This window comes from Kribbella sp. NPDC056345, from assembly GCF_042262745.1.
In the GTDB taxonomy this organism is placed as follows: Bacteria; Actinomycetota; Actinomycetes; order Propionibacteriales; family Kribbellaceae; genus Kribbella.
In genome coordinates, this window is sequence record NZ_JBHJQQ010000001.1 from 965192 (window position 1) to 979469 (window position 14278).

Sequence of the window (14278 nt, forward strand, 5' to 3'; positions counted from 1 at the left end):
TCTTTCAGCGTCAGCCGAGAACGGCTTGGCGGTCGGCAAGGTCGACGGTCACAGGCTGGCCGGTGGTCAGCGAGGCAACCCCAGCTTCACAGACGGCCGCGGCGGCGTACCCGTCCCAGGCACTCGGACCGTCGATCTCGCCCCGGCCCACAGCCTCCACCCACCGCTGCACCTCAATGTCGTACGCGCGGTCGAAGCGGACTCTGAAGTCCGCCGGCATCGCGCCACCCCACTGCCCGGCAGCGCGGGTCAGCACGCCGGAGCCGAGCCCGATGGTTGCACTCCCGCGCTCGGCGACGGCTTCACAACGGACCTCGTAGCCGACCTGGAAGTTCACGAACACCTCGACATCGGCCATCGCGCCGTTGGCCATCTCGAACACGGCGAACTGCGGGTCGAACACGCCCTCTGGGACGGCAGCGGTCGGCTTCGGCCTGTGCACGGTGATCCTGGTGATCTCGGAGTCGAGCAGCCAGCGTGCGACGTCGACCTCATGAACCATCGAGTCCCGCACGATCATCTCGCTGCGGAACCCGGGCCCGTTCGCCTTGTTGCGGTGCACGTTGTGCAACAGCAGCGGGCGACCGAGTTCCCCGGAATCGAGCAGCTGCTTCAGGGCGGCGTACTCGGGGTCGAAGCGTCGCATGAAGCCGACCTGGATGAGCTGACGGCCGAGCTTGTGCTCGGCCTCGACCACCTGCAGCGAGGAAGCCGCATCCATCGTCAGCGGCTTCTCGCAGAGCACCGGTTTGCCGTGCTCGAGACAGGCGAACAACTGCTCGGCATGCGCGAAACCGGGCGAGGCCAGGATGACCGCGTCCACCTCCCGCGCGCCGATCAACTCCAACGGATCGGCAATCACCCGCACCGCGCCGTTGGCAGCCGCACCCCATCGCGCCGCGAGTTCCTCGGCGCGTGCGGTGTCGGGATCCGACACCGCGACCAGTCGCGCGCCGGAGATGTGCCGCACGATCCGCTCGGCGTGGTCCGCGCCCATCGCGCCGACCCCGACGATGCCGATCCGCAGATCACTCATCACTACTCCTTCTTGTCCTGTACGTCGGGCGCGAGGTCGCGCAGCTCGTGGGTCAGCGCCTCCAGCTCGGAGCCGCCGGCCATCTCCGTGGTCAGCTGCTCCAGCGTGATGTCGGCCCGCTGCGTGTCGAGCGCGACCCGTCCGAGCTTGAGCACCACGAAGTGATTGCCGACCAGGTAGGCGTGATGCGGGTTGTGGGTGATGAAGATGACCCCGATCCCGGCGTCGCGGGCCTTCACGACGTACTTGAGCACCACACCGGACTGGTTGACGCCCAGCGCCGCGGTCGGCTCGTCCAGGATCAGCACCTTGGCGCCGAAGTGGATGGCACGCGCGATCGCGACACACTGCCGCTGACCACCCGACAGCTTGCCGACCGGCTGCTCCAGGTCGGGGATCGAGATCCCCATCTTGGTCAGCTCCTCGTTGGCGATCCGCTTCATCGCCCGCTCGTCGAGCTGCCGGAACGGCCCGCGGGTGAGCTCGTTACCGAGGAAGAAGTTCCGCCAGACCGACATCAACGGCGCGAGTGCGAGGTCCTGGTAGACGGTCGCGATCCCGCTGTCCAGCGACTCCCGCGGGGAGGCGAAGTGCCGCTCCTCGCCGTTCACCGACATGGTGCCGGAGGTGTAGTCGTGCAGACCGGCGATGATCTTGATCAGCGTCGACTTGCCGGCGCCGTTGTCGCCGAGCACGCAGGTGATCTCGCCCTGCCGCACCGACAGCGAGACTCCACGCAGTGCCTGGATGTTGCCGTAGCTCTTGCCGACGTCCTCCAGGTGGACGATCGGTGCGGTCGGGCTGTTCGCGGCCTCGGACGCGAAGCTCTCCGTGGTGGTCATCGTGCCTCCGCCCGGTTCTTGACGATCAGGTTGACGATGGTGGCCAGCAGCAACATCGTGCCGAGGAAGGCCTTGAACCAGTCCGGGTTCCAGCCGGCGTACACGACGCCGAGCTGCACCATGCCGAAGATCAGTGCCCCGATCGCGCCACCGGCCACCGAGCCGTAACCACCGGTCAGCAGGCAGCCGCCGACCACCGCGGCGATGATGTAGACGAACTCCTTGCCGACACCTTCACCGGACTGCACAACACCGTTCTGGACGAACAGCAACTGCATCCCGGCGAACCAGGCGAAGAACCCGACGGCCATGAACAGGCCGATCTTCACCTTCTTCACCGGTACGCCGACCGCGCGGGCGGCCGCGGCATCGCCACCGACCGCGAAGATCCAGTTGCCGATCTGCGTCTTCAGCAGCACCCAGGCGGCGATCGCGACGAACACGATCCACCAGACGATGATGATCTTGATCGTCACCCCGCCGAGTTTGAATTCCGACGCGAAGACGTTCTGCGCGGCACTGAAACCGTCCATGTCGCTGATCGAGTTCGACGCGACCGCGCCCGAGGCCAGGCGGGTGACCGCGATGTTGAGGCCCTGCAGGATGAAGAAGGTGCCCAGCGTCACCAGGAAGCTGGGCAGACCCGTCCGCATCAGCAGCCAGCCGTTGAACGCACCGACCGCCAGTGAGACGGCCAGCGCGATCAGGATGCCGACCCACACGTTCACACTGAACTGGTAGGCGAACAGGCCCGCGGTCAGGCCGGACGTCGTCACGGCGACGCCGGCCGACAGGTCGAACTCGCCACCGATCATCAGCAGTGCGACGGGCACCGCCATCACTCCGACCAGCGCGGCCTGGTACAGGATCGTGCCGGTGTTGTTGATGTCGCGGAACGGCGGTGCGGCGATCAGGAAGAACACCAGGATGACCGCCGCGCCGACCAGCGATCCGATCTCGGGCCGGCTGAGCAGCCGCGCCCCGATCGACCGGGCCGAGACCCGGTCGTCGGCCGCGGCCGGTGAAGTGATGGTCGATGCCATGTCGCCTACCTCAGCGGGTCCCGGCCGCGGCGTACTTGGCGACGGCCTCGATGTTCGTCTTGTCGATGAAGGCCGGTCCGGTCAGGGTGGCCTCGCCACCGCCGATGGTGTCGCCGTTGGTCTTGTTCAGCCAGATCGCGTCCACCGCGAGGTAGCCCTGCAGGTACGGCTGCTGGTCGACGGCGAACTGCACGGTGCCGTCCTGGACCGCCTTGGCCATCTCCTTGCTCATGTCGAAGCTGGCGATCTTGGCCGCCGAGCCGGCGCCCTTGGCCGCGGTGACCGCGGTCAGCGCGATCCCGGCGTTCAGCGCGACGACGTAGTCCGCGTTCTTGTCCTGCTGCAGCTTCGCGGTCAGCGTCGCCTGCGTGCCCGGCTGGTCGGTTCCGTTGACGTTCACGTTCTCGACCGCGCCGAACTTGTCCTTGATGCCCTGGCAGCGTGCCTCCAGGCTGACGTTGCCCTGCTCGTGGATGACGCAGATGACCTTCTTCGCGCCGAGCTCCTTCAGCTTGTCCCCGGTCGCCTGACCGGCGATCCGCTCGTCCTGGCCGAAGTACCCGATCGCGCCGGTGCCCTTCCAGCTGTCGAGCCCGCCGTTCAGCACCGTCACCGGGATCCCGGCCGCGACCGCCTTCTTCAGGTTCGGGATCACGGCGTCCGGCTTGTTCAGGGTGAGCGCGATACCGTCGACCTTGGCGTCGATCGCGGTCTGCACCAGGTTCGCCTGGGCCGCGCCGTCGGGGTCGCTGGAGTACTGCAGCTCGATGTTGTCCTTCTTCGCCGCCGCCTCGGCACCCCGCCGGACGATGTCCCAGAAGGTGTCACCGGGCCCCGAGTGGGTGATCAGTGCGACCTTCATCCGCGGCGTGTCCGCGACACCGCCACCGTTGCCGCTCGAGCCCTGCTCCTCCTGCTTGCCCCCGGAGGAACTGCACGCGGCGAGTGCCGTGACGAGCACGACCGCCGCGCCCGCGGCCACTGCCTTCCTGTGCCACCGAACCATGACTCCAACCAGCCTTTCAGATGTTCCGCGGTCGACCCGCGGAGAGTTGCGTTGGGACCAGCGAGTTTCACACTCTGCTGGCCATCACACCGATACGCCACCCCCGTGGGATCTCAGATAGGCCAACGTCCGGGCCGCGATCGGCAGCGGCACGTCCGGCGGGCAGGGATACATGTCCTGCTCCACGATCGCGAACAGCTCCACGTCGAGGCCCGCGAGCTCCGCCAGCAGCGGCGGGAACTCCGGTACGCCGTGGGGTGGCTCGGCCATCACACCACGCTCGATCGCCTGGTCGAAGCTGAGCCCCTGCCCCTGGATCGCGGCCAGCACCTCGGGATTCACCTGCTTGAGGTGCAGGTAACCGATGCGGTCCGGATACTTGCGGATGAGCGCGAGGTTGTCACCACCGCAGTAGCTGATGTGACCGGTGTCGAGGCAGAGGCCGACGTACTGCGGGTCCGTCTCCTCGAGGAAGCGCTCGACGGTGTCCTGGTTGTCCACGTGACCATCCGCGTGCGGGTGGTACTGCAACCGGACACCGAACTCCTCCGCGACCCGGCGACCGAGCTCGCTCACCTGCTTGCCGTGCGCCGCCTGGGCGGCGTGGTCGAGGCGCTCCTCGGTGATGCTGCCATCCGCGTCACGCCACATCGACGGCATCACGACGAGGTGCTTGGCGCCCATCGCCGCGGCCAGCTCGGCCGTCGGCGCGACATCGCGCCACGTCGTCTCCCAGCCCTCCGGGCGGTGCAGCTGCTCGAACGTCGTCCCGGCCGTCATGGTCAGGCCGCGCTGGTCGAGCTCCGCCTTCAGCTGGGCCTTGTCGGTCGGAAGATAGCCGTACGGCCCCAGCTCGATGCGTGTGTACCCGGCCTCGACGACCTCGTCGAGGAACCGGGTCCACGGCGTCTGCCGCGGGTTGTCGGCGAACCAGACTCCCCACGAGTCCGGCGCCGTACCGACGTTGATCGCGCCCATGTCAGTCGCCTTCGACCGGTGCGAGGTAGCCGTGCTGGGCTTTCTTGCTCTCCTCGTACGCCGCCGCGGCGGCCTGCGTGGATTGCAGCTCTGACACCTCGCTCACCGGCACGTCCCACCACGCCTCGCTGTCCGGAGAACCGATCAGCGGGTCGGTGGTGACGTGGATCGCGATCGGGCCGGTGGCCGCCTTGGCGGTGTGGATCGCCTTCTCCAGCTCGTCGCGGCTGTGTACGTCGAGCACCTCGATTCCGAAGCTGCGGACGTTCGCCGCGAGGTCGACCGGGAGGTAGTCGCCGTCCAGCCGGCCGTCGCCGGTGCGCTTGCGATACGCCGTGCCGAACCGCTGCGAACCCAGTGACTCCGAGAGGGCACCGATCGACGCGAAGCCGTGGTTCTGCACGAGGACCACGATGATCTTGAGGTTCTCCTGGACTGCGGTGGCCAGCTCACTCGACATCATCAGGTACGACCCGTCGCCGACCATGACGAAGACATCGCGCTCCGGCGCACCGAGGCGGACACCCAGACCGCCGGCGATCTCGTAACCCATACAGGAGAAGCCATATTCGACGTGGTATCCCTTCGGGTCCCGGGCCCGCCAGAGTTTGTGCAGGTCGCCCGGCATCGATCCGGCTGCACAAACGACTACATCAGACGGCGCCGACAATTCGTTGACGGCACCGAGAACCTGGCCTTGGGTGAGCAGTCCTTCGGCCAGCTTCCCGGTCACCTCGGCGGAGGGCTTGTAATGTGCCGAGACAATGCCGTCCCAGTTCCTTGAGAGTTCCGTGGCCGTCGCGGTGTACTGGCTGTCCACGGACCAGTCACCGAGCGCGGATCCCAAGGAAACAAGGGCTTCCCGCGCATCCGCGACGAGAGGAAGGCCGGCATGTTTAGCACTGTCGAAGCGCGCCACGTTGATGTTCACGAAGCGCACCGCCGGGTTGGCGAAGGCGGTCCGGGAGGCCGTTGTGAAGTCGCTGTAGCGAGTGCCGATCCCGATCACCAGGTCGGCCTCGCGGGCCAGCGCGTTCGCTGCCGTCGTGCCGGTCGAGCCGACCGCGCCCATCGACTGCGGGTGATCGTAGGTCAGCGATCCCTTACCTGCCTGGGTTTCCGCGACCGGGATGCCGGTCGCTTCCGCGAAGACACGCAGCGCGTCCTCGGCACCGGAGTAGTGCACGCCACCACCGGCGACGATCAGCGGCCGCTGCGCGGACCGTAGGAGATCTACCGCCTTGTCGACAATTGATGCTTCCGGCAACGGGCGCGCGACGTACCAGGTGCGCTCGGCGAAGAGCTCCTCCGGCCAGTCGTAGGCCTCGGCCTGCACGTCCTGCGGGAGTGCCAGCGTCACCGCACCGGTCTCGACCGGGTCGGTGAGCACGCGCATCGCGTTCAGCAATGCCGACGGGAGCTGCTCGGGACGCCACACCCGGTCGAAGTACTTCGAGACCGGGCGGAAGGCGTCGTTCACCGACACGTCCCCGGCGGCGAAGCTCTCCAGCTCCTGCAGCACGGGGGTTGCCACCCGGGTTGCGAACACATCCGAAGGGAGGATCAGGACCGGGAGCCGGTTGATCGTGGCCAGGGCCGCGCCGGTCACCATGTTGGTCGACCCCGGGCCGACGCTTGCCGTGCAGGCGTAGGTCTGCAGCCGGTCGCGGGTGCGGGCGAAGGCGGCTGCCGTGTGCACCATGGCCTGCTCGTTGCGGGACAGGATGTACGGAAGGGCCGTCGGGTCCTCGAGCTCGGCCTGCAACAGTGCCTGGCCGACACCGGCCACGTTCCCGTGCCCGAAGATGCCGAGGGTGCCGGCGATCAGCCGCTGCCGGACTCCGTCGCGCTCCGAGTACTGGACGCTCAGGAATCGCACCAACGCCTGCGCGACCGTGAGACGCACCGTCATGACTCTTCTCCTTCGGCTCCGAGAGGCTGTGCTTGTTCGAAGGGCAGGCGGGGATCGATCTGTTGCGTGGCCCAGAGCTCACGCACCCAGCCGTGCTGCGGGTCGTCGGTGATCAGCCACTCGCGTTCCGTGCCGGGACCGGCCATCACGTTCAGGTAGTACATGTCATAGCCAGGAGGCGCCATCGCGGGACCATGCCAACCATGAGGTACCAGGACCAGATCGCCGTTGCGGACCTCCGCCAGGACGTCGATCGGCCGGTCCGCGGTGCCGTAGACCCGCTGGTAACCGATCGGGTCGTTGCCCTGGACACCTTCCGGGGCCGCGTCGGAGAGCTGCAGCTCGAAGTAGTAGATCTCTTCGAGGACGCTCTCCTTACCAGGCTTGTGCTCGTCGTGCTTGTGCGGCGGGTACGACGACCAGTTCCCTGCCGGGGTGAGAACCTCGCAGGCGATGATCGAGTCGGCCTCGAGAACACCCGGCGTACCGAAGTTGCGGACCTGACGGGACGAGACGCCCGCACCACGCAACTCGGACTCCACCTGCTCGGTGCCGATCCGGCGGAAGGGGTAGTCGTTCGCCGCCTTCGCATGCGGGAAGGCAATGCGGGCACCACCGGCGCTGGTGACGGCGACGGTAGTTCCGCGCGGGACATACGCGAAGTCAGTCGGCCCAGCGAAAACATCGGCCCGGCCACCGAGCGGTACGGTCTCGCCGTCGACGACGACTTCGGCGGATCCGCTGAGCGGGAGCACGAGGTACTCGCAGTCGTTGGTGTCGAACTCGACCGATTGCCCGGGGCGGAGCGTGGCGACGTACAGACCGCTGTACTCCCACTCCTTGTCCCCCGGCGTGACGGCAACATCGAAGCCGTTCCGCGCAGTGCTGCCCGCCCGCTTGAACCACTCTGTCATGCGGGGCCTCCGTGGACGAGGGATGCGGCTTGGTCTACGGCGTAGGCGACGTTGCCGTCGGGTGGGAAGAGGAGTGCTCTGCCGACCACCAGGCCGCGGACCGAGGGGAGGGAGAGTGCTTTGCCCCAGCGTGCGTAGGTTTCTTCGGGGGCGACCGTGGGGTCACCGCCGAGGAGGAGCGTGGGCAGGGTGGTCGCGTCCATCACGCGGTCGAGGTTGTCGACGACCGGGAGCTTGAGCCAGGTGTAGGCACTCGTCGCGCCGAGGCCGGCGGCGATGTGGACGGACTTGATCACCGAGTCGGCGTCGAGGACGTTCGTGACGCGGCCGTCCTTGCGGGTCGACCAGAACGGCTCGACCATCGCCATCAGCTTGTGTTCGGCGAGTTCGGTGACGGCCTTCGCGCTGGCTTCCAGGGTGGCGACCGTGCCGGGGTCGGCGAGGTCGATCCGGGTCAGCATCTTGCCGCCGTCGAGGCGGCGGGACGCGATGTCCGCGGCCGAACCGTAGGCGGTGAAGCGATCGTCGAGTTCGAAGGACGAACCCTGCAGGCCGCCGCGGTTCATCGAACCGATGACGACTTTGCCTTCCAGCGCACCGAGCAGCAGGAGGTCTTCGAGTACGTCAGGGGTTGCCAGTACGCCGTCGACACCGGGACGCTCGAGAGCTGTCACCAGTCGCTCGATCAGGCCGGGGCGACTGCCCATCGCGAACTGGTCGTCGCGGACACCCAGCGCACCGCGGGCCGGGTGGTCCGCCGCGACAATCAGGAGACGACCGTCGGTGCCCACCAGTTCGCGAGTACGGCGGCGCTGCCAGGCCTCGGCAATCCGCTCCGGCTGCCGGACGCGGATCTCGGTCAACTCGTTCAACCGAGCCAAGAGCTCCTCTCGCGCCGGCGGTGTCTCGGACCGTCCAACCGGTTCCACGGCCGGACGCGGCCGTCCACCTTCCGTCGCCGGATGCCAAGAGTCCACCGCAGGCACCACCCGAGCCTCCTCAACCGCAGCCGGTACGGCGACCGCCGGGTCGGCAACGCTCTCCGGAGCTCTCTCCTGGGCTGCAGCGGGCGACGCGACAACCGTCGGATCGTCAGCCGGGTAAGCGACTCCAGGCGCGGCCGCCACCACGCTAGGAGGCGGCGGGTACGCGGGACCGCTGGCCCCGGACGGGCTGGTCGGCACAGCGACAGTCGGGTCGTCGGCACCGGCGTAGGTGGCAGCCGGCACGACAACAGTCGGATCGTTCGCAGCCACGGACATGGTCGGCTCGCCCGCCGTACCACCCGCTTCGTTCATCGGAACCACCGTCGTCGGGTCGTCAGCCCCAGGCACCTGAACCCGCGCCACGATCGTCGGATCGTTCGGCACCCCAGCCCGCCGCCGAGCCCGAGCCGCCTGCACCGACTGCACCGCAGTCGGATCAGTCGCACTCACCCCACCCGCCTGCGCGGGATACCCCTGCCCAGGCATCGAGTCACCCGAGGGGCGCCGCTGCACCACCGTGGGATCCGTCGGGCTCACCCCACCCGCCTGCGCGGAGGGCGCGGATTGCGCGTGCGCGGGCGTCGAGTCACCGGAGGGGCGCTGCTGCACCACGGTCGGGTCCGTCGGGCTCACCCCACCCGCCTGCGCGGGATACGCATGCCCAGGCGTCGAGTCACCCGAGGGGCGCTGCTGGACAGCCGTGGGATCCGTCGCACTCACCCCACCCGCCCGCGCGGAGGGCGCGTGCGCGGGCGGCGCGTCACCGGAGGGGCGCCGCTGCACGACCGTGGGATCCGTCGGGCTCAGCGCGCCCGCCTGCGCGGAGGGCGCGTGCGGGGGCTTCGCGTCGCCGGAGGGGCGCCGGTGGACGACTGTGGGGTCGGTGGGGCTTGCTTCGTCGGGGTGGGGCTGGGGGGCGGGGATGGTGGGGTCCTCCGGGGTGGGTTGGCGGACGGGGATGGGGCGGCGGGGGTCGGTCATGAGGCCCCCTTGGAGAGTCGGGGGGAGGAAGGGGGCCAGGGCTCGGGGCTCGGTGGGGCTGTGTGTGGGTTCATTTGTTCTCACCCATTGTGGTGAGGACTTCGGTGGTGGTGGGCATGGCGGTGGAGCATTCGAGGCGGGAGGCGACGATGGCGCCGGCGGTGTTGGCGAAGCGGATGATCTTTTCCAGGGGCCAACCAGCCAGGAGGCCGTGGCAGAGGGCGCCGCCGAAGCCGTCGCCGGCGCCGAGGCCGTTGACTACCTCGACCGGGTGGGGTGGGACCTCGACGCGTTCGTCGCGGGTGCGGGCGAGGGTGCCCTTGGGGCCCTGTTTGACGACGGCGAGGTCCAGCCCACGGTCCAGCAGGGCCTGGGCAGCCTTGTCGGGATCGGTCTCGCCGACCGCGACCTCGCATTCCTCACGGTTGCCTACGGCAACTGTGCAGTGCTCCAGAGCCCGGCTGACCTGCGCGTGCGCCTCGGTCGGGTCGGCCCAGAACATCGGCCGGTAGTCCAGGTCGAGGACGGTGATCGCCTTGCGGCCCCGCGCTTCCCACGCCGCGAAGTGTGCCGAGCGCGACGGTTCCGCGGACAGGCCGGTGACCGTCGACCAGTAGATCCGGGCGTCCCGGATCGCGTCGAGGTCGAGTTCGGACGGGTTGATGACCAGGTCCGGTGCCTTCGGGAACCGGTAGAAGTACAGCGGGAAGTTGTCCGGCGGGAAGATCTCGCAGAACGTGATCGGCGTCGGCAGGCCCTCCACCGGTGTCACGAAGCGGTCGTCGACGCCGAGGTCACGCAGTGAGCTGTGGATGAAGGTGCCGAACGGGTCGTTCCCGGTCCGGCTGATCACCGCGGACTTCCGCCCGTGCCGAGCCGCCGCGACCGCGACATTGGTGGCACTCCCACCCAGGAACTTCCCGAACGAGGTCACGTCCTCCAGATGCGTGCCGATCTGCAGCGGATAGAGGTCGACCCCAATACGCCCGATCGTCAGTACGTCGTCCGCCATCAATCTCCCCGTCTCACAGCAGCAGCGTCCCAGCTCATCCGACAGCCTCCGCGATCGCCTGCAGGTGCGCGATACTCACTCGTACGTCGACCACCGGGCCCTCGTCGGCCGGCCGGTCCGGCAGGATTGTGTCCTGCTCCAGCACGTACCAGCCGTCGTACCCGGCCTGTTCCAGCGTGCTCACGATCGCGCCGAGGTCGATGTCACCGTGCCCGAGCGGACGGTACATCCCCTCGCTCACCGCGTCCGTGTACGTGACCTCACCGGCCTGCACCTTCGCGGCCCACGCGGCGTCCACGTCCTTCAGATGCGTGTGCTTGATCCGATCCGTGTGAGCCAACGTCAGCGCCACCGGATCCACCCCGCCGATCAGCAAGTGACCGGTGTCCAGCGTGAGCCCGATCGAAGATCCGTCGAGTACCCGCTCAACCTCAGCAGCGTTTTCGACCATGGTCCCGACATGCGGGTGGATCGTCGCCAGCACGCCACTCCGGGCAGCCAGTGCGGACAGCTTGTCCAGGTTGCCCAGCAGCGTGCTCCACCCGGTCTCGTCCAGCACCGGGCGATCGTCGTACCCATCGCTGCCAGTAGCCGCCGCCAGCACCAGCGTCCCCGCACCGGCGGCCACGAACCCCTCGAGCGCAGCAGCGACCTCAGGCGCGGGATCGTGCGCCGGATCATGCAGTACGACGGGAACGAACCCACCGACCGCCCGCAGCCCGAGATCGGCCAGCGTCTTCGCCTTCTCGGCCGGGTCCTCGGGCAGGAACCCGTCCGGCCCGAACTCGGTCGCGGCGAGTCCGACGGCGCGCATCTCGGCCAGGACGGTTTCGGCGTCGTACTGATAGCCCCAGCCGGGAACTTCGCAGACACCCCACGAGATCGGAGCACCCGCGATCCGGGCAGCCAGGTCAGTCATCGAGCACAGTCTCCTCTATCGCAGCAATGGGAAGGTTCAGAGCGTGACAACACGGTTCTCGGCCCGGGACAGCTCACACGCGTCAGCGACCCGGAACGCGGCGAGCGCGTCGCGGACCGTGCACGGCACGTCACGCGTCCCGGCGGCCACTTCGGTGAAGGCGGTCAGCTCGGCCACGTACGCCGGCTGGAAGCGATCCATGAAGGTGAGATGCGGCGGACCGGCCGGGAAGTTCACGCCTGGCTCGGCCGACCGCAGCGCGGTGTGCTCGTCGAGCCCGACCGCGATCGACCCCAGGCTGCCCTGGAGCTCCATCCGCACATCGTGGCCGGCCCCGTTGTAGCGAGTGCCGCTCACCATGGCGAAGGTGCCGTCGTCCAGCGTGAGCAAGGCGGCGGCAGAGTCCACATCGCCGTACTCGCCGAAGAACGCCTCACCGCGGTTCGCGCCGGTCGCGTAGGCGCTGACGATCTCGCGGCCGGTGACATACCGGATGATGTCGAAGTCGTGGACCGTGCAGTCGCGGAAGAAGCCGCCGCTCTGCGGAATGTACTCGCGGTGCGGCGGTACGGCGTCGTTCGTGTTCGCGCGGATGTGGTGCACGAAACCGAGCTCGCCCGACTCCACCGCGGCCCGCGCAGCCTGATACCCGGCGTCGAACCGCCGCTGGAACCCGATGTGCACCGGTACGTCGCCGGCCTCGACCAGCTCGACCACCCGCTGCGTCTCGGCCAGGTCGAGCGCGACCGGCTTCTCACAGAACGTCGGTACGCCGGCCGCGACACCCGCCGCGATCAGCTCCGCGTGCGCACCGGTCGCGGCAGCGATGACAAACCCGTCCAACCCGCTGCCCAGCAGCGAAGCGACATCCGGAGCGAACGCAAGGCCCAGCTCCTTGGCGACCGTCTCGGCCCGGCCGGCATCGGCATCGGCGACGACCACCTGATCCACCGCCGGTAACCCTTGGAGCGTCGACGCGTGGAACGCACCGATCCGCCCGACCCCGACCAGCCCGATCCGCATCCGCCACCCTCTTCCGTCGTCACACACCCTGGCCGGCAGCACCCGCAGCTACCGCGGCCAGCTTTCCCGCCCAGACCAAACGTGTCAATAGTTTGTTAACACATTCGCACGTAGAGACATACATACCTGAGCCATGTAATATCCGGCCCCATGGCGACCCTCCCGATCAGCATCGATCGGACGAGCCCGGTGCCGCTCTACCACCAGCTCGCCGAGCAGCTGACCGCTGCCATCAGCGGCGGCACCCTGCGCCCCGGCGACCCGTTCGAGAACGAGATCGCCATGTCGGACCGCCTCGGCCTGTCCCGGCCGACCGTGCGCCGGGCGATCTCCGAGCTGGTCAACAAGGGCCTGCTGGTCCGCCGCCGCGGAATCGGGACCACGGTGGCGAACCGGATGGTGCACCGCAAGGCCGAGCTGACCAGCCTGTACGACGACCTGGTCCGCGAGGGCCGTACCCCGCGCACCGACGTACTGTCGCTGACCACCGAGGCCCACGACGACCGTGCCGCCGAGATGCTCGGCCTACCCACCGGCACGGCCCTGGTCTCGATCGTCCGCCTCCGCTACGCCGGCGACCAGCCGCTCGCGATCCTGCGCAACTGGTTGCCCCCGGCCCTCAACGACCTGACCGTGGCAGACCTCGAACGTGACGGCCTGTACGCCGTCCTCCGCGCCCGCGGCATTCGTCCCACCGTCGCCCGTCAGCGCATCGGCGCCCGCAACGCGACCGCCGAGGAACGCCGTACCCTGCACATGTCCAAGGCCGAACCGCTGGTCACGATGACCCGCTCGGCCTACGACTCCGACGGCGCACCGGTCGAATACGGCAGCCACTGCTACCGCGCGGATCAGTACTCGGTGGACGTTCTCGTCTCCGAGCGCTAGTCCGGAAGCCGATCGGCGACGCCGGGAATGATGCCCCAGTAGTGCTGGGTGTCGGCCAGGGTCATCGACTTGCCTTTGAGCGGCACCCTCTGGCGAGTCTGGATGAGGACGCCCTGGTCGGCGTAGAAGTCTTCGTCGAACGGGCGGACGCCGAGGGCGGCCGCGTACTCGGCGAGCATCTCCGAGGTGAACTTGTCGCGCACACGGCGGGCCTCGTAGCGATCCGTGTCCTCGAAGGCCTGGACCGTGCCGTTCGCCTCGAAACTCCACCGGCTGCCGTCGTGCGCGGCCGAGATCGTCCTGACGTAGTTGAGGAAATCGGTCTGCAGCGGCCCGAACAGCTCGAACTGCACCGCGCCGTACCTTCCCGGCGTCTCCAGCCCCGTACCCACTGTGTGCGGCGTCGAGTCGATAGCCAGCCCCTGACACTTCAGTTCCTCAGCCAGGTACCCCACCGTGCTCACCGCGTCGGTGCCCTGAAATCCACAGTCGAAGTACGCCGTCCAGCGATCTCCCACCGTGCCGACGAGCAGCTCGCGCGGCCGCACGCCACCTGTCAGTGGTGGCAGCCGCCCGAGCATCTCCGCCAGACTCCCGCCGACCGGTTCCGCCTTCGCGCGGCCGTGCAGCTGTTGCCGCCACACGCCGAGCCCCGCGGCCGCCACGTCGAGCGGCACCTCGAGAAACCCGAACCGCGAGGTGGTCGGCGCGAACCGGTCGGACAGGAGGGTGATCACT

The 14278-nt window shown here is 68.5% G+C and carries 13 protein-coding genes; 1 reads left to right on the forward strand and 12 read right to left on the reverse strand.

From position 1 onward, the window contains the following. Positions 1-10: 10 nt before the first annotated feature. From ACFCV3_RS04460 to ACFCV3_RS04510, 11 genes are all read right to left on the reverse strand, one after another. Positions 11-1036, reverse strand: a complete 1026-nt coding sequence (locus ACFCV3_RS04460; protein ID WP_376026016.1) for a Gfo/Idh/MocA family protein — start codon at positions 1034-1036, stop codon at positions 11-13. Positions 1037-1038: 2 nt separating this feature from the next. After that, positions 1039-1878: an ATP-binding cassette domain-containing protein gene (locus ACFCV3_RS04465; RefSeq protein WP_376026017.1), complete on the reverse strand. Its 840-nt coding sequence runs from the start codon at positions 1876-1878 to the stop codon at positions 1039-1041. Continuing rightward, positions 1875-2921: an ABC transporter permease gene (locus tag ACFCV3_RS04470; protein ID WP_376026018.1), complete on the reverse strand. Its 1047-nt coding sequence runs from the start codon at positions 2919-2921 to the stop codon at positions 1875-1877. Before ACFCV3_RS04470 ends, ACFCV3_RS04465 begins: the two co-directional genes overlap by 4 nt. A gap of 10 nt (positions 2922-2931) precedes the next feature. Beyond that, a complete protein-coding gene (locus tag ACFCV3_RS04475; RefSeq protein WP_376026020.1) occupies positions 2932-3927 on the reverse strand; it encodes a substrate-binding domain-containing protein in 996 nt (331 codons plus the stop codon). Positions 3928-4011: 84 nt separating this feature from the next. After that, positions 4012-4905 (reverse strand): sugar phosphate isomerase/epimerase family protein, encoded by an 894-nt coding sequence (locus ACFCV3_RS04480; RefSeq protein WP_376026021.1) that lies wholly within the window; start codon positions 4903-4905, stop codon positions 4012-4014. A gap of 1 nt (position 4906) precedes the next feature. Beyond that, positions 4907-6817: a 3D-(3,5/4)-trihydroxycyclohexane-1,2-dione acylhydrolase (decyclizing) gene (gene iolD / locus ACFCV3_RS04485; protein ID WP_376026022.1), complete on the reverse strand. Its 1911-nt coding sequence runs from the start codon at positions 6815-6817 to the stop codon at positions 4907-4909. After that, positions 6814-7731 (reverse strand): 5-deoxy-glucuronate isomerase, encoded by a 918-nt coding sequence (gene iolB / locus ACFCV3_RS04490; protein WP_376026024.1) that lies wholly within the window; start codon positions 7729-7731, stop codon positions 6814-6816. The genes iolD and iolB overlap by 4 nt, the downstream gene beginning before the upstream one ends. Continuing rightward, positions 7728-8612 carry a deoxyribose-phosphate aldolase gene (locus tag ACFCV3_RS04495; protein ID WP_376026449.1) on the reverse strand — a complete coding sequence of 295 codons (885 nt, stop codon included), beginning with the start codon at positions 8610-8612 and terminating at the stop codon, positions 7728-7730. The genes iolB and ACFCV3_RS04495 overlap by 4 nt, the downstream gene beginning before the upstream one ends. Before the next feature lie 1156 nt (positions 8613-9768). After that, positions 9769-10710, reverse strand: coding sequence for a 5-dehydro-2-deoxygluconokinase (gene iolC, locus ACFCV3_RS04500; protein WP_376026026.1), 942 nt, complete (start codon positions 10708-10710; stop codon positions 9769-9771). A 34-nt stretch (positions 10711-10744) separates the two neighbouring features. Further along, entirely contained in the window at positions 10745-11629 is an 885-nt protein-coding gene (locus tag ACFCV3_RS04505; protein WP_376026027.1) for a sugar phosphate isomerase/epimerase family protein, read from the reverse strand. Between the two features lie 36 nt (positions 11630-11665). Further along, a complete protein-coding gene (locus ACFCV3_RS04510; protein WP_376026028.1) occupies positions 11666-12652 on the reverse strand; it encodes a Gfo/Idh/MocA family oxidoreductase in 987 nt (328 codons plus the stop codon). A 150-nt stretch (positions 12653-12802) separates the two neighbouring features. Here ACFCV3_RS04510 and ACFCV3_RS04515 point away from each other — a divergent pair, with 150 nt between their 5' ends. Beyond that, the gene (locus tag ACFCV3_RS04515) at positions 12803-13540 is read left to right on the forward strand and encodes a GntR family transcriptional regulator (protein WP_376026030.1); all 738 of its coding nucleotides are present in this window, start codon (positions 12803-12805) and stop codon (positions 13538-13540) included. Here the strand turns inward: ACFCV3_RS04515 and ACFCV3_RS04520 are convergent. Beyond that, positions 13537-14277, reverse strand: a complete 741-nt coding sequence (locus ACFCV3_RS04520) for a hypothetical protein (protein WP_376026031.1) — start codon at positions 14275-14277, stop codon at positions 13537-13539. The two genes, ACFCV3_RS04515 and ACFCV3_RS04520, sit on opposite strands and share 4 nt — an antisense overlap. Position 14278: the final 1 nt, after the last annotated feature.